Annotated in this window: 22 protein-coding genes; 7 read left to right on the top strand and 15 right to left on the bottom strand. The window is 63.5% G+C overall.

What is annotated here, in order from left to right:
• Positions 1 to 4 precede the first annotated feature (4 nt).
• The 6 genes from RhoBH5_RS25700 to RhoBH5_RS25725 are packed head-to-tail and all read right to left on the bottom strand — an operon-like array spanning position 5 to position 8,438.
• Entirely contained in the window at positions 5 to 1,165 is a 1,161-nt protein-coding gene (locus RhoBH5_RS25700; protein ID WP_003942033.1) for an acyl-CoA dehydrogenase family protein, read from the bottom strand.
• Complete coding sequence (locus tag RhoBH5_RS25705; RefSeq protein WP_270008944.1) at positions 1,165 to 3,150, bottom strand: acetyl/propionyl/methylcrotonyl-CoA carboxylase subunit alpha; 1,986 nt, start codon at positions 3,148 to 3,150, stop codon at positions 1,165 to 1,167. The genes RhoBH5_RS25700 and RhoBH5_RS25705 overlap by 1 nt, the downstream gene beginning before the upstream one ends.
• Positions 3,151 to 3,158: 8 nt before the next feature.
• Positions 3,159 to 4,757 (bottom strand): acyl-CoA carboxylase subunit beta, encoded by a 1,599-nt coding sequence (locus RhoBH5_RS25710; RefSeq protein ID WP_003941989.1) that lies wholly within the window; start codon positions 4,755 to 4,757, stop codon positions 3,159 to 3,161.
• Positions 4,754 to 5,902 carry an acyl-CoA dehydrogenase family protein gene (locus RhoBH5_RS25715; RefSeq protein ID WP_007728404.1) on the bottom strand — a complete coding sequence of 383 codons (1,149 nt, stop codon included), beginning with the start codon at positions 5,900 to 5,902 and terminating at the stop codon, positions 4,754 to 4,756. The genes RhoBH5_RS25710 and RhoBH5_RS25715 overlap by 4 nt, the downstream gene beginning before the upstream one ends.
• A complete protein-coding gene (locus tag RhoBH5_RS25720) occupies positions 5,899 to 7,620 on the bottom strand; it encodes an acyclic terpene utilization AtuA family protein (protein ID WP_270008945.1) in 1,722 nt (573 codons plus the stop codon). The genes RhoBH5_RS25715 and RhoBH5_RS25720 overlap by 4 nt, the downstream gene beginning before the upstream one ends.
• Complete coding sequence (locus tag RhoBH5_RS25725; RefSeq protein WP_003941918.1) at positions 7,617 to 8,438, bottom strand: TIGR03084 family metal-binding protein; 822 nt, start codon at positions 8,436 to 8,438, stop codon at positions 7,617 to 7,619. The genes RhoBH5_RS25720 and RhoBH5_RS25725 overlap by 4 nt, the downstream gene beginning before the upstream one ends.
• Positions 8,439 to 8,547: 109 nt before the next feature.
• Here RhoBH5_RS25725 and RhoBH5_RS25730 point away from each other — a divergent pair, with 109 nt between their 5' ends.
• From RhoBH5_RS25730 to RhoBH5_RS25740, 3 genes are read left to right on the top strand one after another with little or no spacing between them, the layout of a single operon-like run.
• Complete coding sequence (locus tag RhoBH5_RS25730) at positions 8,548 to 9,348, top strand: crotonase/enoyl-CoA hydratase family protein (RefSeq protein ID WP_003942035.1); 801 nt, start codon at positions 8,548 to 8,550, stop codon at positions 9,346 to 9,348.
• Positions 9,345 to 10,205, top strand: a complete 861-nt coding sequence (locus RhoBH5_RS25735; protein ID WP_058227497.1) for an EamA family transporter — start codon at positions 9,345 to 9,347, stop codon at positions 10,203 to 10,205. Before RhoBH5_RS25730 ends, RhoBH5_RS25735 begins: the two co-directional genes overlap by 4 nt.
• 44 nt (positions 10,206 to 10,249) lie before the next feature.
• Positions 10,250 to 10,777 (top strand): gamma carbonic anhydrase family protein, encoded by a 528-nt coding sequence (locus RhoBH5_RS25740; RefSeq protein WP_003941993.1) that lies wholly within the window; start codon positions 10,250 to 10,252, stop codon positions 10,775 to 10,777.
• 40 nt (positions 10,778 to 10,817) lie between these two features.
• Here RhoBH5_RS25740 and RhoBH5_RS25745 read toward each other — a convergent pair whose 3' ends face one another.
• From RhoBH5_RS25745 to RhoBH5_RS25775, 7 genes are all read right to left on the bottom strand, one after another.
• Positions 10,818 to 11,804, bottom strand: a complete 987-nt coding sequence (locus tag RhoBH5_RS25745; protein ID WP_039972959.1) for a pirin family protein — start codon at positions 11,802 to 11,804, stop codon at positions 10,818 to 10,820.
• A gap of 20 nt (positions 11,805 to 11,824) precedes the next feature.
• Positions 11,825 to 12,298, bottom strand: coding sequence for a MarR family winged helix-turn-helix transcriptional regulator (locus tag RhoBH5_RS25750; RefSeq protein WP_442972473.1), 474 nt, complete (start codon positions 12,296 to 12,298; stop codon positions 11,825 to 11,827).
• Positions 12,285 to 13,379 carry an LLM class flavin-dependent oxidoreductase gene (locus RhoBH5_RS25755; protein WP_003941891.1) on the bottom strand — a complete coding sequence of 365 codons (1,095 nt, stop codon included), beginning with the start codon at positions 13,377 to 13,379 and terminating at the stop codon, positions 12,285 to 12,287. The genes RhoBH5_RS25750 and RhoBH5_RS25755 overlap by 14 nt, the downstream gene beginning before the upstream one ends.
• A gap of 147 nt (positions 13,380 to 13,526) precedes the next feature.
• A complete protein-coding gene (locus tag RhoBH5_RS25760; protein WP_003942006.1) occupies positions 13,527 to 15,059 on the bottom strand; it encodes a DHA2 family efflux MFS transporter permease subunit in 1,533 nt (510 codons plus the stop codon).
• Entirely contained in the window at positions 15,056 to 15,526 is a 471-nt protein-coding gene (locus RhoBH5_RS25765) for a MarR family winged helix-turn-helix transcriptional regulator (RefSeq protein ID WP_003941890.1), read from the bottom strand. Before RhoBH5_RS25765 ends, RhoBH5_RS25760 begins: the two co-directional genes overlap by 4 nt.
• An 89-nt stretch (positions 15,527 to 15,615) precedes the next feature.
• Positions 15,616 to 16,581, bottom strand: a complete 966-nt coding sequence (locus tag RhoBH5_RS25770) for an NADPH:quinone oxidoreductase family protein (protein ID WP_270008947.1) — start codon at positions 16,579 to 16,581, stop codon at positions 15,616 to 15,618.
• Between the two features lie 79 nt (positions 16,582 to 16,660).
• The gene (locus RhoBH5_RS25775; RefSeq protein WP_039972951.1) at positions 16,661 to 17,317 is read right to left on the bottom strand and encodes a TetR/AcrR family transcriptional regulator; all 657 of its coding nucleotides are present in this window, start codon (positions 17,315 to 17,317) and stop codon (positions 16,661 to 16,663) included.
• 65 nt (positions 17,318 to 17,382) lie between these two features.
• On the opposite strand from RhoBH5_RS25775, the gene RhoBH5_RS25780 reads away from it, so the two are divergent.
• Both RhoBH5_RS25780 and RhoBH5_RS25785 read left to right on the top strand, forming a co-directional pair.
• Positions 17,383 to 18,372, top strand: a complete 990-nt coding sequence (locus tag RhoBH5_RS25780) for an NAD(P)-dependent alcohol dehydrogenase (RefSeq protein ID WP_218679928.1) — start codon at positions 17,383 to 17,385, stop codon at positions 18,370 to 18,372.
• Positions 18,373 to 18,416: 44 nt separating this feature from the next.
• Positions 18,417 to 19,175 (top strand): acyl-[acyl-carrier-protein] thioesterase, encoded by a 759-nt coding sequence (locus RhoBH5_RS25785; protein WP_218679927.1) that lies wholly within the window; start codon positions 18,417 to 18,419, stop codon positions 19,173 to 19,175.
• Here RhoBH5_RS25785 and RhoBH5_RS25790 read toward each other — a convergent pair.
• Positions 19,172 to 19,372 carry a hypothetical protein gene (locus RhoBH5_RS25790; protein WP_003941897.1) on the bottom strand — a complete coding sequence of 67 codons (201 nt, stop codon included), beginning with the start codon at positions 19,370 to 19,372 and terminating at the stop codon, positions 19,172 to 19,174. The two genes, RhoBH5_RS25785 and RhoBH5_RS25790, sit on opposite strands and share 4 nt — an antisense overlap.
• 73 nt (positions 19,373 to 19,445) lie before the next feature.
• Here RhoBH5_RS25790 and RhoBH5_RS25795 point away from each other — a divergent pair, with 73 nt between their 5' ends.
• Positions 19,446 to 19,943 (top strand): SixA phosphatase family protein, encoded by a 498-nt coding sequence (locus tag RhoBH5_RS25795; protein WP_007728426.1) that lies wholly within the window; start codon positions 19,446 to 19,448, stop codon positions 19,941 to 19,943.
• 13 nt (positions 19,944 to 19,956) lie between these two features.
• Here the strand turns inward: RhoBH5_RS25795 and RhoBH5_RS25800 are convergent, their stop codons facing one another.
• Positions 19,957 to 20,964 carry an LLM class flavin-dependent oxidoreductase gene (locus RhoBH5_RS25800; protein ID WP_270008948.1) on the bottom strand — a complete coding sequence of 336 codons (1,008 nt, stop codon included), beginning with the start codon at positions 20,962 to 20,964 and terminating at the stop codon, positions 19,957 to 19,959.
• An 88-nt stretch (positions 20,965 to 21,052) separates the two neighbouring features.
• On the opposite strand from RhoBH5_RS25800, the gene RhoBH5_RS25805 reads away from it, so the two are divergent.
• Positions 21,053 to 21,439, top strand: coding sequence for a glyoxalase superfamily protein (locus RhoBH5_RS25805; protein WP_003942070.1), 387 nt, complete (start codon positions 21,053 to 21,055; stop codon positions 21,437 to 21,439).
• Positions 21,440 to 21,442: the final 3 nt, after the last annotated feature.

The raw sequence follows: 21,442 nt of genomic DNA on the forward strand, positions 1-21,442 counted from the left end.
CTTCCTAGTAGGACCGTGGCAGACCGAGGGAATGCTGTGAGACGAAGTTGAGGATCATCTCGCGGCTCACCGGCGCGACGCGGGCGATACGAGCCGCACCGAGCATGGCGGCCAGTCCGTATTCCTTCGTCAGTCCTGCGCCGCCATGCGTCTGGATCGCCTGATCGAGCGCCTTGATGCTGGCTTCGGCGGCGGCGTACTTTGCCATGTTCGCGGCTTCGGCAGCACCGAAATCGTCACCGCTGTCGTAGAGCACCGCGGCCTTCTGCATCATCAGCTTGGCGAGCTCGAGTTCGATCTTCACCTGCGCGAGTGGATGCGAAATACCTTGGTGCGCACCGATCGGCGTCTTCCACACCGTGCGCTCGTTGGCGAACTTCACTGCGGCGTTCAGGGCGTAACGGCCCATGCCGATGGCCATCGACGCACCCAGGATGCGCTCGGGGTTGAGGCCGGCGAACAACTGCATCAAGGCGGCATCGGCTTCGCCGACCAGAGCGTCGGCCGGCAGACGGACGTCGTCGAGGAAGAGGATGAACTGGTGGTCCGGTTCGATGATGTCCATCTCCATCTGCGTCTTCACGAATCCGGGAGAATCCGTGGGGACGATGAACAGAGCGGGCTTGAGCTTGCCCGTCTTGGAGTCCTCGGTCCGCGCAACGACGAGGACCGCGTCAGCCTGATCGACACCCGAGATGTAGATCTTGTTGCCGCTCAGGATCCAGTCGTCGCCATCCCTGCGTGCCGTCGTGGTGATCTGATGAGAGTTGGAACCAGCGTCGGCCTCGGTGATTCCGAACGCCATGATCTTGGAGCCGTCGGCGAGGCTGGGTAGCCACTGCTGCTTCTGCTCCGCCGTGCCGTACTTGCCGATGATGGTGCCGCAGATGGCCGGGGATACGACAACCAGGAGCAGACCGGCACCCTGTGCCGCCAATTCCTCCTGCACCAGCGCGAGTTCGTAGATGCCTGCACCGCCGCCGCCGTATTCCTCCGGCAGGTTGACGCCCAGGAATCCGAGTTTGCCGGCCTCGTTCCACAATTCGGTGAGCGGCTCCCCCTTTCGCGCCTTGGGCAGCACGTAGTCGACGTAGTTGAAGCGCTCACCCAGTTTGGAAACGGATGCCCGCAGTTCCTTCTGCTCTTCGGTCTCGATGAAACTCATCATGCTTCCTCTTCTGTAGCGGGTTCTTCCACACGTGCGAGTACCGATCCGACCTCGACCTGCTGGCCGACGGCGACCGGAAGTTCCACCAGGACACCGGCAGTCGGCGCGGTGACGGTGTGTTCCATCTTCATGGCCTCCAGCCACAGAATCGGCTGGCCGGCGGTGACGGTGTCACCGAGTGCGGCACCGAGGCGGATGACCGATCCCGGCATCGGAGCGAGCAACGAACCGGCGGCGACTTCTGCCGACGGATCCACGAAGCGCGGTGCTGCCGTCAACGCGACGGGTCCGAGCGAGGAGTCGACAAAAATCTCACTCCCGTAGGCCGCAACGTCGAACGAGCGCTGTACTCCGCTCTGCTCGAGCACTACCCGGGTCGCAGTTGCCGATACAAGGCGCACGTCGTCGAAGCCTTCTGCACTCAGCACGCCGCTTCGGCTCAGGGAGTAGCGGACGTCGTAGTCGCCCGACGCAGTGGAATAGCTCTTGCTCTGCGGCTGCGACGGGAGGTTGCGCCACCCGCTGGGCAAGCGGCCGATGACGCGGGCCGACGCCCGGTTGTGCGCGGCATCGGCAAGTGCCGCCGCCAGCGCCGAGAGTTTTTCGGCGGCGGTATCGGCCAAGGGCGTAGACAGCTTCTCGAGGTCGTGAGTCTCGAAGAAGGCAGTGTCGGTGTCTCCGGCAATGAAGGCGGGGTGGGCCAGGACGTTGACGAGCAGGTCGCGGTTGGTGCGCAGCCCGTGAATCCTGGTGCGCGCCAGCGTCGATGCGAGCAGCCGGGCAGCTGCGGTCCGCGTCGGCGCGTACGAGATGACCTTGGCCAACATCGGGTCGTAGTGGACGCCGACAACACTGCCGTCGACGACGCCGGAGTCGAGGCGAACGCCCTGCTCACGCAGAACACTGAATTCTTGCGGGTCACCGGGCAACTCGATGTGGTGGACGGTTCCGCTCTGCGGCTGCCAGTTCTTGGCGGGGTCCTCGGCGTACAGGCGCACTTCGATCGAATGCCCACGGATCTCCGGCTGATCGTCCGGAAGTGCTTCACCTGAAGCGACCTGCAATTGCAGTTCCACCAGATCGAGTCCAGTGGTGCACTCGGTGACCGGATGCTCCACCTGCAAACGCGTGTTCATTTCCAGGAAGAAGAAGTCGCCTTTTTCGTCAGCCAGGAATTCAACGGTTCCTGCCCCCTCGTAACCGATGGCGTTGGCGGCGAGCCGCGAGGCGTCGAACAGCTTGTCGCGCATGGCGGGGATGCGTTGCACGAGCGGCGACGGGGCCTCTTCGACCACCTTCTGATGCCGACGCTGGATCGAGCACTCGCGCTCCCCCACCGCCCACACCGCACCGTGGCGGTCGGCCATGACCTGAACCTCGATGTGCCGACCGGTCTCGAGGTAACGCTCACAGAAGACTGTCGGGTCGCCGAAAGCGGACTGCGCCTCACGCCGCGCCGCTTCCAGTTCGCCGTCCAGCGCCGACAATTCACGAACGACACGCATTCCGCGTCCGCCGCCGCCCGCCGACGCCTTGATCAGCACCGGCAGATGAGCCTCGGTCACCGCGGCGGGATCGAGTTCGGAGAGCACCGGCACTCCGGCGGCGTCCATGATCTTCTTGGACTCGACCTTCGACCCCATGAGCTCGATGGATTCGACGGGCGGGCCGATCCACGTCAGTCCCGCGTCGATGACGCTGCGCGCGAACTCCGCGTTCTCGGAGAGGAATCCGTATCCGGGGTGAATCGCGTCGGCGCCCGAAGCCTTGGCGGCGGCGATGACGAGCTCACCCCGCAAGTAGGTCTCGGCAGGCGTGTTACCCGGCAGGCGAACCGAAGCATCGGCTTCGGCGACGTGCGGGCTGTCGGCATCTGCGTCGGAAAATACCGCGACCGTGCCGATTCCGTTCTTGCGGCAGGTTGCAAAGACACGGCGGGCGATTTCGCCACGATTGGCGACCAGTACTGAAGTGATTGTCACGGCGTGCCTCACATACGGAAGACGCCGAAGTTCTCGGTGCCTTCGATCGGGGCGGTGGCGATGGCCGACAGGCACATTCCCACCACGGTGCGGGTGTCTCGGGGATCGATGACGCCGTCGTCGTACAGACGACCCGACAGGAACATCGGGAGTGACTCGGCCTCGATCTGGTTCTCGATCATCGCGCGCATGCCGGCGTCGGCCTGCTCGTCGAAGACCTGGCCGCGCGCCTCGGCAGCAGCGCGTCCCACGATGGAGATGACGCCGGCGAGCTGCGCACCGCCCATGACGGCGGACTTGGAACTGGGCCACGCAAAGAGGAACCGCGGATCGAACGCGCGTCCGCACATACCGTAGTGACCGGCGCCGTAGGACGCTCCGAGCAGGATCGAGATGTGCGGAACCTTGGAGTTGGCAACCGCATTGATCATCATCGATCCGTGCTTGATCATGCCGCCCTCCTCGTATTCCTTACCCACCATGTACCCGGTGGTGTTGTGCAGGAACAGCAACGGCGTGTTGGAACGATTGGCGAGCTGGATGAACTGCGTGGCCTTCTGTGATTCCTCACTGAAGAGCACTCCACGTGCGTTCGCCAGGATGCCGATCGGGTAGCCGTTGAGCTCGGCCCACCCGGTCACGAGGGAGGAACCGTAGAGCGGCTTGAACTCGTCGAAGTCGGAACCGTCGACGATACGGGCGATGACCTCACGCGGATCGAACGGGATCTTAAGGTCGGCCGGAACGATGCCGAGCAACTCTTCCGGATCCTCGAGCGGTTCGATGATCTCCGCGCGCGGCGCCGGCCCCTTCTTGGTCCAGTTGAGCCGCTTGACGATCGAGCGCCCGATGCGGATCGCGTCCTGCTCGTCGGCGGCGAAGTAGTCGGCCAACCCGGACTTGCGAGCGTGCATTTCGGCGCCGCCGAGTGCCTCGTCGTCGGATTCCTCACCGGTGGCCATCTTGACCAGCGGCGGGCCTGCGAGGAACACCTTGGAGCGTTCCTTGATCATCACGACGTGGTCGGACATGCCCGGGATGTACGCACCGCCGGCCGTCGAGTTACCGAAGACCAGTGCAATGGTGGGGATTCCGGCTGCGGACAGCTGAGTGAGGTCACGGAACATACGCCCGCCCGGGATGAACACCTCTTTCTGCGTCGGCAAGTCTGCGCCACCGGACTCTACGAGGGAGATCACCGGGAGGCGGTTCTGCATGGCGATGTCGTTGGCCCGGAATCCCTTACGCAGCGTCCACGGATTGCTGGTGCCGCCGCGCACGGTGGGATCGTTGGCGACGATCAGGCATTCGACACCTTCGACGACGCCGATACCGACCACGGTGCTGGCGCCGACCGGGAAGTCACTCCCCCACGCAGCGAGGGGACACAGTTCGAGGAACGGTGAATCCTGATCGAGCAGGAGTTCGATCCGCTCGCGTGCCAGGAGCTTTCCCCGCTTGTGGTGCCGCTCGGTGTACTTCTCGCCGCCACCCGCCAACGCCTTGGCGTGCTCGACCTCGATCTCGGCGAGCTTGGTGTTCATGGTCGATGTTGCGGTCTTGTACACCTCGGAATTGGTGTCCAGTGTTGACCGGATGACACTCATGACTGATACCCCAATCGCTTGGCCGCGAGGCCGGTGAGGATTTCGGTGGTTCCGCCACCGATTCCCAGAATTCGCATGTCCCGGTACTGCCTCTCCACTTCGCTTTCCTGCATGTATCCGAGGCCGCCGAACAGCTGAACAGCTTGGTTCGCAACCCATTCGCCCGTCTCGACTGCCGTGTTCTTCGCAAAGCACACCTCGGCGATCAGATCGCCGTCACCGGCCATGTACCGCTCGATCACCGAGTGCGTGTACACCTTGGCGACGTCGATCTTGCGGGCCATCTCGGTGACGGTGTTCTGGACGGCCTGCCGACTGATCAGGGGGCGACCGAAAGTCTCACGGGCGCGGCACCATTCGAGCGTCAGCTCCAGGCAACGTTCTGCACTGGCATACGCCTGCGCGGCGAGCGCTACCCGCTCGGAGACAAATGCCTGGGCGATCTGCGCGAAGCCGCTGTTCTCTGCACCGACCAGATTCTCCACCGGAACCCGGGCGTCGACAAAGGAGAGTTCCGCGGTATCGGATGCGCGCCAGCCCATCTTCTCGAGTTTGCGCGAGACGGTGAATCCCGGTGTGCCCTTCTCGATCACGAGCAGTGAGACACCACCCGCGCCGGGACCACCGGTGCGCACCGCTGTAACGACGAAGTCCGCTCGAACGCCGGAGGTGATGAACGTCTTGGCGCCGTTCACGACGTAATGATCGCCGTCGCGCTTGGCTGTAGTTGTCAGGTGCCCGACGTCGCTGCCTCCGCCGGGCTCGGTGATGGCGAGCGAGCCGATCTTGTCGCCGCGCAGGGTCGGCTTGACCCACTTCTCGATCTGCGCCTCGTCGCCGGCCGCGATCAGGTGCGGCACCGCGATGCCGCAGGTGAAGAGCGATGCGAACAGCCCGCCCGACGCACCTGCCTGATGCATCTCCTCACAGATCACGATGGAGTCGACGGCGTCGCCGCCCTCACCACCGGCCGATTCGGGTGCGCTGGCCCCGAGGAGTCCGAGAGCGCCTGCCTTGCGGTGCAATTCGCGCGGAATCTCGCCGTCTCGCTCCCACTGCGTCAGATGCGGCAGAATCTCCTGGTTCACGAATCCGCGTACGGTCTCGCGAAGCGCAAGCCTTTCCGGTGTGGTCCACACGGTCACCGTGAATCCTCTTTCTCGTCAGTTACGGGGAGTAGCGAAATCGGGATGTCGATGTGGCGCGAACGCAGCCATTCACCAATTCCCTTGGCCTGCGGATCGAACCGCGCCTGCGAGGCGACACCCTGACCGAGAATTCCCTCGATCACGAAGTTGACGGCACGAAGGTGCGGAAGCTGGTAGCGAGTGACGTTCAGGTCTACTGCTTCCGGTAGCAGTTCCTTGAGCATCTCGACGGTCAGTGTGTGCGCCAACCACTTCCACTGATCGTCCGTGCGAACCCAGACGCCGACGTTGGCATTTCCGCCCTTGTCGCCGCTACGGGCACCGGCAATCGTGCCGAGTGGTACCGACAGCGAAGACTGTGGCGGCAACGGCTCCGGACGCTCCGGTTCGCCGACGGGCTCGAGGTCCTGCGTCAACGTGGACGGAGCGATGTCCACGCGCGTGCCGTCCGGCAGTACGGCCACGTGCGGCACCGATCCCGCGTCGACGTAGCCGGGGGTGAACACTCCGTACGGTTGGCCGTTGCTCGGCGGAGCCGTCAGCGAGAAGCCGGGGTAGCTGGCAAGTGCCATTTCCACCGCAACCGCGGAGAAAGGGCGACCGATCACCTTGGGGTCGGAATCGCGAACCACGCAGCGCAGCAACGCACTCGCGGTTTCCTCGGTGTCGGAATCCGGATGATCCGTGCGAGCGAGAGTCCAGACCAGTTCGGCGGGCTTCTTCGTCAGCCAGGATTCGAGCTGAGTCTTCGCCAGATCGGCCTTGGCCTCGATGTCGAGACCCGTGAGGATGAAGGTGGCCTCGTTACGGAACCCGGCCAGCGTGTTCAGGGAGACCTTGTACTGCGGCGGCGGAGCCTCGCCCGTGACGCCGCTGATCAACACCCGGTCCGGGCCTTCCTGGGTGAGCACTGCGTTGTCGATGCGGGTCGTCACGTCCGGGCCTGCATAGCGTCCACCGGTGATCTCGTACAGCAGCTGCGCCGTCACCGTGCCGACGCTCACCTCGCCGTCCGTTCCGGCGTGCTTGGTGATGACCGAGGTTCCGTCCGCGTTGATCTCGGCGATCGGGAAGCCAGGCCGGCCCAGATTGGGAATCTCTGTGAAGAACGCGTAGTTGCCGCCGGTGGCCTGGGTTCCGCACTCGATGACGTGGCCCGCCGCGACAGCACCGGCAAGCTGATCGAAATCATCTCGCTTCCAACCGAAATGGTGAGCGGCCGGACCGACGATCACCGACGCATCGGTGACCCGTCCGGTGACCACGACATCGGCGTCGGCCGACAATGCTTCGACGATGCCCCAGGCGCCGAGGTACGCATTGGCCGTCAGCGGGGAGCCGAGTCCGAGTTCGTCTGCCCGAGAGACCAGATCGTCACCCTCGACGTGGGCGATCTTTGCGTTCAACCCCAGCTTGGTGTTGACCTCGCGCAACGCGTCGGCCAGTCCGGCCGGGTTGAGACCGCCGGCATTCGCGACGATCTTCACCCCCTTGTCGAGCGCAAGGCCGAGCGTGTCCTCCACCTGCCGCAGGAACGTCTTCGCGTAGCCGAGCGACGGGTCCTTCATCCGATCCCGCCCGAGGATCAACATCGTCAGTTCGGCCAGGTAGTCGCCGGTCAGGTAGTCGAGTTCGCCGCCCTCGAGCATCTCGCGCATCGCCGAGACGCGGTCGCCGTAGAACCCGGAGCAGTTACCGATCCGTACCGAACTCATTTGCCCACCTTCGATGCTCGTCCCTCACCGCTGGATCCGACGGCGGCTCGTCCCTCACCGCTGGGTCCGGCAAAGGCCTGCGCGAACCCGAGCCACTCGTCCGCGTCGGCACCCACGGCGACCAGATCGAGATCGGCGCGATTGGCGCGCTGGGTAACCAGCAGGCAGAAGTCCAACGCCGGCCCGGTGACCTTCTGCGGTGCATCCTCCGGCCCCCAGGTCCAGAGCGACCCGTCCGGCGCGGTCAACTCAACCCGGAAATCGTCGGCGGGCGGCGTTTTCTCGTTGACCGAGTACGCGAAGTTTCGCGTCCGCACACCCAGGTGAGCGATGTTCTTGATGCGCGCCGTCGGAGCGCGTTCGACGCCGAGTGCGTCGGCAACGTCCTGCCCGTGCGCCCACGTCTCCATCAGTCGCGCGGTAGCCATGGAGACACCGCCCATGGGCGGGCCGTACCAGGGGAACTTGGTTCCGGCCGGGGCGGCGGTGAGCGCCTCGACGAGAGCGGTGCGCCCCGCTCGCCAATCGGCGAGCAACTCCGCCGGCTGGCGGGCCGCCTGTTCGGCAGCACCGTCGTCGACAAACCCTGCCGGGTTCACGAACGCCGCCTTCAACTGCTCCGCGAACCCGTCCGGGTCGGTGATCGCCAGGATCGCTGCACTGTCCGTCCAGTGCAGGTGCCCGATCTGATGTGCGATGGTCCACCCTTCCGCAGGCGTCATTGTCGCCCACTTCTCCTCGGGCAGATCCGCAACCAGGGCGTCGAGGCTCTCGCCTTCGGCCCGCAAGTCATCGATGAACGTCTGAAGTTCGGCCATGCGACCAGCATCACACTCACATCCATAAAAATCAAGCACGAATGATTGTTATTGCGAAATCCTGTGGTGAGAGACTGAGCTCAACTGCCATCGACAACCAGGAGCACCCATGAGCGACGCCGTACTGATCTCGCGAACCGGCGATGTGGTCACGTGGACCCTCAATCGCCCGGACACCCGCAATGCGATCTCCGAGATCGACATGATCGAGGCCCTCGAAGACGCAGTCACCGCGGTCAACCGAGATCAGAGTGTGCGCACGGTCATTCTGACGGGGGCCGGATCGGCCTTCTCCTCCGGCGGCAACGTCAAGCACATGCGAGACAAGGAGGGCATGTTCGGTGGCGCACCCGGCGAGATCCGCCAGGGCTACCGGCACGGCATCCAACGCATCCCGCTCGCGCTGTACACGTGTGAGGTGCCGACCATCGCGGCGGTCAACGGCCCGGCCATCGGAGCGGGCTGCGACCTCTCACTCATGTGCGACCTCCGTATCGCCTCGACCGCCGCGGTCTTCGCCGAGAGTTTCGTCAAGGTAGGACTCATCCCCGGCGACGGCGGAGCGTGGCTGCTCCCCCGCGCGATCGGCAACGCCCGCGCGGCCGAGATGGCGTTCACCGGTGAACCGATCGATGCTGCGAGAGCACTCGACTGGGGTCTGGTCTCGCAGGTGACCGAACCCGAGGAATTGCTTTCCGCAGCGCACGCTTTGGCAGCTCGAGTAGCCGCCAATCCCCCGCAGGTACTCCGCATGACCAAAAAGCTCCTCCGCGAGGGCCAGCACCAGAGCCTCGAGAGCTTGCTCGAACTCTCGGCCGCCATGCAGTCGATCGCCCACCACACCCGAGATCACCACGAAGCCGTCGCCGCGATGCTCGAGCGTCGAAGTCCCGAGTTCACCGGAGAATGAAGGCGGGCAGTCAGCTACTGCCGGTCGGAGCAGTCCTCACCTCGATACTGTCGCTCCAGTTCGGAGCGGCATTCGCGACGACATTGTTCTCGCAGATCGGACCGGCCGGCGCCACGACCCTGCGACTGACGATCGCCGCGATCATCCTCGGCGTCATCGTCCGCCCGCGATGGAGCAGATGGTCGAACCGGCAGCGCAAAGGCATCTTCGCGCTGGGCATCGCCCTCGCCGTGATGAACGGCGCCTTCTACCTCGCCCTCGACACGGTGCCCATCGGAACGGCCGTCACCATCGAGTTCCTCGGACCGCTCACCCTGGCCGCAATTCTGTCTCGTCGGTGGGCCGACGGAGCATGGGTGCTGCTCGCCTTCGGCGGAGTGTTGCTGCTCGGGTTAAGCGATCACGGCGAATCCGGTTTGGACCCGATCGGGGTGATGTTCGCGTTGATCGCCGCTACTGCGTGGGCCGGATACATCGTGGCCGGTTCCCACCTGGCCGCGACGCTCCCGAGCGCCGACGGGTTGGCAGGCGCAAGCATCGTCGCGGCCGTATTGACGCTGCCCTTCGGCGTCGTCTCGGGAGGAAGTGAACTGCTGGATCCGACGATGCTCGCCGCAGGCGCAGCCGTCGCCGTCCTCTCGTCCGTCATCCCGTACAGCTTGGAAATGTGGGCGCTGCGCTCTCTAGCCAAGAAAGTCTTTGCCGTCCTCATCGCCCTCGAACCCGCAGCGGCCGCGCTGGCCGGAGTCCTCGTGATCGGGCAAACGCTCGACGCGTTCACACTCGTGGCCATCGCACTGGTGGTGACCGCGGGCGTCGGCACAGTCGTCATGAATCGAAAACCCACAGCGAAGTAGTCCAGGTACCGTCAGAGCACGTCATTCCAACGCACAGGAGAACCATGACCAACCCGATCATCGCCACCGTTCTCGGTAACACCCCGCAGATCGACGAAAGTGCGTTCATCGCACCCAACGCCACCGTTGTCGGCGCGGTGACCATCGCTGCGGGAGCCAGCATCTGGTACGGCGCGGTTATCCGCGGCGACGCAGAATCGATCTCCATCGGCGCTGACACCAACATTCAGGACAACTGCACCGTGCACGCCGACCCGACGTTCCCCGCAGTGCTGGGCGAACGAATCTCGGTCGGCCACAACGCAGTGCTGCACGGGTGCACCGTCGAAGACGACGTTCTCGTCGGCATGGGTGCCGTGGTGCTCAACGGCGCACACATCGGCTCGGGGTCACTGATTGCAGCCGGTGCCGTCGTGTCTCAGGGGATGCAAATCCCGCCTGGATCACTGGTCGCCGGCGTGCCCGCCAAAGTCAAACGTGAACTCTCCGAAGGCGAAAAGGCCGGTATCACCGCCAACGGCGCCGGCTACATCATGCTCGCGAAGGCTCACCAGGACATCGAACAAGCCTGATCGAAACGACGCTCGCGGCCGGTAGCAGCAAGAGCAACGACTAGCCTCGGGGCCGCAACGTACTGTTCGGCAACTCGGGTGCCGGGAGCGCCGGACCGTCGTATCCCGGCACGACGCCGAAACGCCGGTCCGGGACGCTGCCGTCGAATCCGGAGGCAAGCTCGGCCTGCCACTTGCGTCGATACTCGACGATCTCTTCGTGTGTACGGCCCATGAAGTTCCACCACATGATGACCTGCTCGCCCAACGGTTTCCCGCCGAGAAGTAGCAGTCGAGCCGGTTCGGATCCCGGATTGCGCAAAGTCAGTTTTCCGAAACCCGGTGCTTGATAACCCAACTCGGCCCAGCCGACAGTGGTACCACGCAGAACAACCGATCCTTGATCGACGATCACGCCGTGCTCATGTGAACGATCGACATCGAGGGCGATCTCGGCCCCAGGATCGAGAATCACCTCGGCACCGAGTAATTCGGTGAAGGTAGACACCGGAGACGTTTCACCGGCGAGCGAACCGAGGAACACACTGAGCGTGACACCATCGGTGGTCACCGGCTCCGGTCGATAGTGAACGAACGCGGGTGCGGTATCGCGCGCCGCATCCGGCAGCGCCACCCACAACTGCATCCCGTGCAGAACCTTCGTATTCGGCGTCGACACCTCGGAGTGCGCGATCCCACTCCCGGCCGTCATCAGATTCAGTTCACCCGGCCGTACCATCGCATGGGAACCGATGCTGTCACGGTGCTCGATCTCTCCGGTGAACAGCCAACTCACCGTCTGCAAACCGGTATGCGGATGCGGCGGCACATGCATGCCCGGTCCTGAGCCGACGTCATCCGGACCGTAATGATCTGCAAAACACCATCCCCCGATCAGCGAACGCTCGCGTTGCGGGAGGGTGCGTCGCACTCGCATGGCCCGCGGGCCACCGAGCGGTACGTCGCGCGGGGTGAGGATCTGAATCTCGCTCTCCGCCGGATGGCCTTCGCATTCCTGCTCGACGGGCTGCGCTTCGAGGTTGCTCATATCGTCCATCCTGCCTCCAGTCATGACTGCGCGAGACGCAGACGCGTGCACAATTCGGCCAACAGTCGAAGTTCATCCGCGTCCAGGGCCGGTCCGACGTGGCGGCGAATGCTCGTCGCATGACGGCGACCCACTGATTTCTGCAGCGCTGCACCCGTTTCGGTGAGTTGCACGATCGTCCCGCGGCGATCCTGTGGATCAACACTTCTCGTTACCAGACCTTCGCCCTCCAACCGTTCCACCAGGCGACTGAGCGAAGGCTGGCTCAGCAATATCTCCCGATTCAGGTCATGCAGGCGAAGGGAACTACTCGGCGCAAGACTCAGCGTGAACAGCACGTCGTACTCGCGCATCGACACCTGATCCCAGACGTCGTCGGCAGAGAGCCGCCGCAGCACCGACACCTGGGCGCGAAACAAGGCTTCCCAGGCGTCGGTGGCGAGTTCGGTGGTGCTGACCGGAACCTCAGGCAGTTGCTCGTCAGGCAGTGACACTGCTTGCCTCACGAGCCGCCTTCATCGACGCGTGAGTGGGCGGGTTGTCCGGCACATGTGCTGGCCGCCTGGCCGCGAACTCACGGCGCAGAACCGGAACAACTTCCTCACCGAGCAGATCGAGCTGCTCGAGCACCGTCTTCAGCGGCAGTCCGGCGTGATCCATCAGGAACAGCTGGCGCTGGTAGTCACCGAAGAAATCGGCAAAAGCCAAGGTCTTCTCGATGACCTGTTCAGGGGAACCGACGGTCAGCGGCGTCTGCTCGGTGAACTCTTCGAGTGAGGGCCCGTGGCCGTACACCGGAGCATTGTCGAAATACGGACGGAACTCCTTGACCGCGTCCTGACTGTTCTTGCGCATGAAGACCTGACCGCCGAGGCCGACGATCGCCTGATCCGCGGACCCGTGGCCGTAGTGCTCGTAACGCCGGCGGTAGAGATTGATCAGCTCGATGTAGTGCTCTTTCGGCCAGAAGATGTTGTTCGCGAAGAATCCGTCACCGTGATACGCCGCGATCTCCGCGATCTCGGGGCTGCGGATCGACCCGTGCCACACGAACGGAGCGATGCCGTCCAGCGGGCGCGGAGTGGACGTGAATCCCTGGAGTGGTGTGCGGTACTCCCCTTGCCAGTTCACGACCTCCTCGTCCCACAGCCTGCGAAGAAGTTGATAGTTCTCGAGCGCCAACGGGATTCCGGCGCGAATGTCCTTGCCGAACCACGGGTACACCGGCGCGGTGTTTCCGCGTCCCATCATCAGGTCGACGCGCCCCTCGGCGAGGTGCTGGAGCATCGCGTAATCCTCGGCGATCTTCACCGGGTCGTTGGTGGTGATCAGCGTCGTGGACGTGGACAACGTGATCTTCTCGGTCTGAGCAGCGATGTATCCGAGCATCGTCGTCGGAGACGACGGAACGAACGGCTTGTTGTGATGCTCGCCGGTCGCGAAGACGTCGAGACCGACTTCCTCTGCATGCTTGGCGATGGTCGTCATGGCCTTGATGCGATCGTGCTCGGTGGGCGTGACCCCGGTCGTTGGATCAGTGGTGACGTCGCCGACCGTGAAGATTCCGAACTGCATGGTTGCTCCTCCGCGAACTAGATCCATGCGTTTGCATGTAACTGATCAAACATTCAACCATCCCGCTGTATTCCACGGCAAAAAGATGAGGGCGGCACACAAGATGTGTGCCGCCCTCACCTGGACAAACGATCTACTGAAAAGCGGTCAGTGCATAACGATCGGCGTTGCCGTCTCGCCCTCGGCCACCGGCCTGGTGGTCTTGCTACGCGGCAGGAAGAACGCCGGGATGAGGGTCAGAACGATCAGCACAGTGGCAACGAGGAAGGTGTTGCCGAAAGCGTCCGACGCCGCACTGAGAATCGAATTCGCAGCAGACTCCTGCGGACTTCCCGGCTCGGTCGGAATGTGCGACGCCGCACCGACCATCGTCGTATCGAGGCCACGATCGAGAAGCTGGTTGGTCAAGACCACCGACATCACGGCCGTACCGATCGAACCTGCGGTCTGCTGAACGATGTTCATCAGGGTGGAGCCGCGAGCGATCTGCTCGTTGGAGAGCGTCACGATAGCTGCGGTCATCAGCGGCATCATGGTGCAACCCATACCGAGGCCCATGACGAACAAGGCACCCATCAGCAGCCACGTCGGGGAATCCGAGGCAACCTGTGTGAACACACCCAAGCCGATCAGAATCAGCGGCAAACCGGTCAGGACGATCTTGCCCGGGCCGATCTTGTCGACCAGTCGACCAGCGATGGGCATGGTGACCATAGCGCCCAGACCCTGTGGAGCCATCAACAATCCGGCCGCGAGCGTGGTGTGCCCGCCGACCTGGATGAAGTAGCTCGGGAACAGCAACCCGGCGCCCATGAACGCGACGATGAACAGCGACGTCGTGATGACGGCGGTGGTCAACTGACGGTTCTTGAACAGGTGCAGGTCGATCAGCGGGTGATCCTTGTTGAGCGCGTGGAACACGAAGGCGATGATCAGCGCCAGACCGATACCGGCCGACACCAGAACCCGAGCCGACGCGACGGTTCCCACCTCAGGGATGGACGACACACCGAACAGGAACAGCGCCAGGCCGGGCGACAGCAGGATCATGCCGAGGAAGTCGAAGGACTCCGAAGGCTTCGCCTTGTCGGACGGCAGAATGATGAACGCAGCAGCCAGAGCGATGATGCCGATCGGCAAGTTGATCAGGAAGATCCAGTGCCAGCTCGCGGCCTCGATCAGCCAACCACCGAGAATCGGGCCGCCGATAGGACCGAGCAGCATCGGGATACCGAGAACTGCCATGACACGACCGACACGGTCCGGACCGGCGGCCCGGGTCATGATCGTCATACCGAGCGGCATCAACATGCCGCCGCCGAGACCCTGGAGCACGCGGAAGCCGATGAGCGAGGTGATGTCCCACGCCATCGCACAGGCGACCGAACCGAGCACGAAGAGCACCAGGGCCGTCATGTAGAGGCGCTTGGTGCCGAAACGGTCGGCAGCCCAACCGGTAACCGGAATGACCGTCGCCAAAGCGAGGGTGTAGGCCGTCATCGTCCACGCGACGGTGGCGTACGAAGTTTCGAAGTCCTCGGCAAAGGTGGTGAGCGCGACGCTCACCACGGTTACGTCGAGAATCGACATGATGGCGCCGAGCACCACCACGGAAGCGATCTTGAGGACCGCCCCGTCAAGTTTGTCGGACGCCGGTGCCGGCGCGTTCGGCGATGTCATCGCGAAGTCTCCTGGTTAAGTGCTCGCAGATAGTCACCCGCGAGAATGGGCTTGAGAGCCTCGAACAAACGAATCCGCTCTGGCTCAGGAACACGCGACGCGAATTCGCGAAGCTGGCCGCGCTTGCACTCGATGTGGTTGGTCGTCACCTTACGACCGGCCTCCGACAAGGAAACCCGCTTGACGCGTCGGTCCCGCTCGTCTTCACGGCGATCGACCAGACCCATGTTCACGAGCTGATCGATGTTCCGCCCCGTAGCTGCCACCGAGAGCCGAAGCTCGTCGGCAACCTCGTTGATCGGGATCGCCGCATCACGTTGTGCAAGTACGAACAGCACACGCACCTGAGAGAACGAGAGATCCAGTTCGATCAACGCATCGATCGACTCCGAATCACCGGCGCTCATCAGGCGAGTGAACAACTCGTCGAGTGCTCCATACAGGTCATCAGAATCGGAAGCGATCACCTGGCAAATGGTAGTGCGGTTGCAACTATTGCCCAAATGAAAACATGTTGCAACTTATTATTTGGTGACCACCATCACGTTGCGAAGAATCATTCCTGCAGCAAGATGGCCTTTCCGAGAACTTTGCCGCTTTCGAGATCAGCCAGGGCAACTGCTGCGTCGGCAAGCGGATACCGTGCCTTGACCAGCGGACGCAAGCCGTTTCGGACGTGTTCTACCAGCGATGCGTGTACCTCGGCTACCGCCTCGGGATTGGTACGCGTGAACTCACCCCATGCCGCGCCGACAATGCTGATATTGCGAAACAGCACCCGGTTCACCTTTACCTCGGGAATACCGCCGCCGGCGAATCCGATCACCACGAGTCGTCCTTCGGGTGCCAGAACCCGGACCGCGTCGTCGAACGCATCGCCGCCCACCGGATCCACCACGATCTGAGCGCCGACGCCGTCGGTCAGTTCCCGAATCCGCTCTCCCCATCCCGGAGCCAGCGCGACCACCTCGTCGGCACCGAGCTCACGCAAGAAGTCATCGACGCCCTCGCGTCGTACCACGGCGATCACCCGGGCACCGTGCGCCTTGGCCAGCTGGATGGTTGCCGTTCCGACTCCGCCTGCAGCGCCGAGCACGACAACAGTCTCCCCCGCGACGATCTTCGCGCGACGAGCGAGCGCGAACTCCATCGTCTGATAGTTGATGATCAGCGAGGCCGCCTCGTCGAAGGCGAGTCCGTCCGGAATTCGGAGTACCTGCGCCGGGTTGACGGCAATCCGCTCTGCATACCCACCCAGATACGCGGCCGCGAGAACACGATCGCCCGGAGCGAAACCCGACCCTTCCGGCGCGGAGACCACGACGCCCGAGATCTCCGCGCCGGGAATGAACGACGGTTCCGGGCGGATCTGATACTTGCCGTAGGTGATGAGCAGGTCCGGAAAGCAGACGCCACTTGCCTTCACATCGATGAGAACAAGACCTTCGGCTGGGGGCTCGGGAACCTCCTGCGCGACAATTCCTTCGGGACCGGACAGTTCCGTAACCACCATGGCGCGCACAGAAAGCTCCTCTTCGGGACATCTGAAGTCTGGACCGGTAACCCGGTTTTCTCGACTTTAACCCGGTACTCACGTCAGATCATCGTTCGCTCCCGATGTGCAGACGTTCGAGTCCGTCGAGAATCAGATCGAGACCGAAAGCGAATTCGGCGGCGTAGCTGTATCCCGGAGCAAGGACGTGCTTGGTGGTCAACTCGGCCAGGTGCGGATACTGACCGCTCTCGAACGAGCCCATGATCGCCTTCGCCAGTTCCGTCGTTTCCTGCGCTGTTTCGAACGGCAAGCTCACTTCTTGCAGCACGAAGCCGTAGATGTACGCATCCATGATCGAAAAGGCATGCGCAGCAAGGGCGACGGGAAAGTCGGCGGCGCGTAGCGTTCCGATGACGGCATCGTGGTGGCGCAGGGTCGCGGGACCAGGCGTCGTTCGGGACTCCATCAACGGAGTTGCCCACGGGTGCCTCCCCAACACTTCCCTTGTCGATACCGCTCGCACGTGAAGTTCCGTGCGCCACGGGCGTCCCGGCGTCGGCAGATCGATCTCCGCGAAGACCGCATCGACCATTCCGTCGAGCAGATCCCCTTTGTCCGAAACATGGTTGTACAGAGACATCGCTTCGACGCCCAGTTCGGTGCCCAGCTTCCGCATGGTCATCGAATCGATTCCGACGGAATCGGCAAGCGCGACAGCAGCGTGTACGACGTCGTCTCGGGTCAATCTTGCGCGCTTCTCCACGTTGACAGAACTTACACCGTAAGTGCAATACTTACGCTGTAAGTATTCGACGAACGGAGACTCGCATGCCGAAGGAACTGATGACCGCCGTCGTACAGGATCGCTACGGCGAGGCCGACGTTCTCTACCTCGACCACATTCCGCGCCCCACTGTCGCCGACAACGAAGTGCTGATACGCGTCGAGGCCGCGTCCGTCGACCGCGGGGCATGGCATCTCATGGCCGGACTGCCATATCCGTTGCGCCTCGCGGGTTTCGGGCTGCGCAGACCTAGGAACCGGGTACGCGGACTGGACGTATCCGGCCGAGTCGAGGCCGTCGGCAGTTCGGTGACCCGCGTGGCAGTCGGCCAGGAGGTATACGGGATCGCGGTCGGTTCGTTCGCGGAGTACGCACGCGCACTCGAGACGAAGATTGCCGCAAAACCTGCCCGGTTGTCGTTCGCACAAGCAGCAGCGGTGCCGGTCTCCGCCCTCACAGCGTTGCAAGCCGTGCGCGACCACGGCCGCGTGCAGGCGGGCCAATCCGTCCTCGTACTCGGCGCATCCGGTGGCGTCGGGATCTACGCGGTGCAGGTGGCAAAAGCCATGGGCGCTCACGTCACCGGCGTGTGCAGCACCTCGAAAACCGATACCGTCCGCTCCATCGGTGCCGACGAGGTTCTCGACTACCGCGTCGACGACGCCACCGACGGATCGCATCGGTACGACGTCATCATCGACACCGGCGGCAACCGCCGACTGCGAGATCTTCGACGGGCGCTCACACGCACCGGAACGCTGGTGATCGTCGGCGGCGAGAACGGCGGACGGTGGCTCGGCGGAACCGATCGCCAAATACGCGCACAGTGCTTGTCTCCGTTCATATCTCAGAAAATGGGCACCTTCATCGCTTCGGAGAACGCCGACGATCTGGAGGTCCTGACGCAGATGATCGACGCAGGTGACATCACCCCGGTGATCGACTCCGTTCATCCCCTTGCCGACACCGCCGTCGCCGTGGCACGAATGGTCGACGGCTCCGGCTGCGGAAAGCAGATAATCGCCACTCGCTGAAAAGCCTGACAGAATCGGCTCACTCCAGCGAACAGGAATCTCACGTGAACCCAGATCTCACGCTCGCGCAACAGCCGGACCGAGGACCGATCTTCGTCAAGTCCCGCCCGGTCCGCACCGGCGACATCGACGTCGCCAAGCAGGTCAGGCTCGACGCCGTCGCCCGCTACCTGCAGGACATCGGCAACGACAACATCGAGGCCGCGGGAGCCATCGACACCCATCCGCTCTGGATAGTGCGTCGTACGGTCGTCGACGTCGTACGCCCGGCGATCTGGCCGGAAGAGTTGACGATGACTCGCTGGTGCTCCGGCTTCTCCACGAGATGGGCGAACATGCGTGTGCGCTTCGACGGCAGCAACGGCGCGCTGATGGAAACCGAAGGCTTCTGGATCAACATCAGCGCCGAGTCGGGCATGCCCACGCGGATGAGTGACGACTTCATGCGGCCACTGGAGGAATCCACCGACGAGCATCGCCTGAAGTGGAAGCGGGTACTCGCCGAGAACGCACCGGAGGCGGACGACGCCGGTGTTCTGGACACGCCGTTCGCTCTGCGCGCCACGGATATCGACCCGTTCGACCACGTCAACAACGCCGTCTACTGGCAGGCAGTCGAAGAGGTCCTCAGCGCTCGCACCGAGCTACGGACAGTTCCGCATCGAGCACTGATCGAGTACCTCTCCCCCATCGTCTCCAGCGACGACGTCGTCCTGCGCAGCCGCGTCGACGACAAGACCGTCACGGTCTGGTTCCTGGTCGGCGAAGCGCTCCGCGCAGTTGCGCAGGTGAACGCCCTCTAACGCAGTTTCTGGGTCGCGACAGCCGCGACACCGAACACCAACGCAAGAAGAATCGCGGCCCAGAAACCGAAGAGCCACCACACCACGCCGAACACGACCACTGCCGGGGCAACGGTGATGAAAGCGATGGTGGGGCTTTCGCGCACCACCTCGAGTGCAGTTCGGGCATTAGTTCGATCGAGCTTCTTACCGGCCATCGAAAACCTCCTTCAAGGTCCTGACCATCCAGAGTAACCGGACTGACGGGCACAAAGCGGATACCGTGAACGCATGGCCGACCACCGCACCCTCGTCCTCATGCGACACGGCAAGTCCAGCTACCCCGAGGGCATCCGTGATCACGAGCGTCCGCTCGCCGAACGGGGCCTGCGCGAAGCCCGCATCGGCGGCGAATGGATCCGCGAAAACGTCCCGCCCGTCGACGCCGTTCTGTGCTCCACCTCCCGGCGGACCGTCGAAACCCTTGCCTCGACGGGAATCGAAGCTCCCGCCGGGTTCGAGAAGTCCATCTACGGCGGCTCACCCGCAGACGTCATTGCAGCTGCGCGAACCACGTCCGACCACGTCAAGACGCTCCTGATCGTCGGACACGAACCCGGAATTCCCTGGACTGCACTCGATCTCGCATCGAACGAAAACTCCGAAGCGGCGCAACGTATCCGCGACAAGTTCCCGACTTCGGCGATCGCCGTCCTCTCCGTACCGGTGCCGTGGACCGAACTCGACGACTCCGTCGCCACTCTGCTCGAGTTTCACGTGCCTCGTTAGATCAACCACACTGCTAAACCACCTCACGCAGTAGGCGGTCCGAAAGTGCAAGCGCGTCACGGTCGTACGTCGACGTGGACGCCAGCAATTCGTCGGCACCGGTTCGCTCGGCCAGATCGTGAAGCTGCTGCTTCACCTCGACGGGCGTCCCGTGCAGCGCCGAAGCCGTGAACGACTCGATGCGCCTGGCGTTTCGATCACTGCGCGGGGCGCGCCTGATCTCGTCCGGCGACACGAGCGGCGGAAACTCCCCTGTCCGTGACGATTCAGCGAGCGCGTACGCCTCCGGGATCAGCAACTCACGCGCCGCGTCGGTGGTATCGGCAACCGCCACTTCGAGTGAAACCACCACATAGGGTTCGGGATGAGCGTCGGTGGGCCGGAAGGCTCGGCGGTACTCGTCCAACGCATCCACCCGGTCGGTGCTACCGATTCCGAGTATCGGCCCACCCACGACCACCGGAAACCCCAGCTGCGCTGCCACTTTCAAGCCTGTGCGCGTGGCGAGCACGAAGATCGGGACTCCAGTCTGCGACGCCGGCCGTGCCGTCACTGCCGCAGAACCCTCCAGGTAGCGCCTCACCTCTTCCAGATCCGACACAAACGTGTCCGGGGCGTCCTTGCTGCGTCGTAGTGCCTGACGTACAGGCTCCGTGAATCCCAGCGATCGACCCAGGCCGAGATCGATTCGCCCCGGGTAGAGAGCCTCCAACATCAGGAACTGCTCGGCGACGATCAGCGGTTGGTGATTCGGCAGCATGACCCCACCGCTCCCGAGTCTGATATCGCGCGTGTGCGCGCCGATCGCGGCAAGCAGCACTGCCGGCGACCCGCTCGCGATCCCGGGCACCGCGTGATGCTCGGCCACCCAGAACCGGTGGTAGCCGAGAGCGTCGGCGTGCGCAGCGCGTTCGACGGAGTGCGTCAGAGCTGCGGAGTCGGGGTATCCGCTCCTGGTTCGGGATCGGTCGAGCAGTGAGAGAAGCACCCTCGGAGCAACAAGGAATTCGGAAAGTTTCATCCGGACGCCGAACGAGGACCGTTTCTGACCGCAATACCCGCAACACTGGACCTGTCGCCGGAATTCACCATCACATGAAGGGCACGTCATGGACATCAAGCTCGAACTGGTCGCCATTCCCGTCACCGACATCGACCGCGCCAAGGACTTCTACGTCCGCCTCGGATTCAATGCCGACCACGATCACACGGTCAGCGAAGACCTGCGATTCGTCCAGCTGACCCCTCCCGGTTCGGCCTGCTCGATCTGCATCGGCAAGGGAATCACCGACGCCGAGCCCGGCTCGGTCGTCGGCATGCAGGTAGTGGTCAAAGACATCGAAGAGGCCGAGCGCGAGTTCAAGAGCCGCGGCATCGACATCAGCCCGATCGACGACCAGGCCTGGGGGCGGTTCATCTACTTCGCCGACCCCGACGGGAACAAGTGGGCCGTCCAGGAGATCGTCATCCCGGACCTCAGCGGCAGCAACTCCTGAAAA

The sequence above is a fragment of the Rhodococcus sp. BH5 genome (assembly GCF_027583855.1).
Lineage (GTDB): Bacteria > Actinomycetota > Actinomycetes > Mycobacteriales > Mycobacteriaceae > Rhodococcus_F > Rhodococcus_F qingshengii.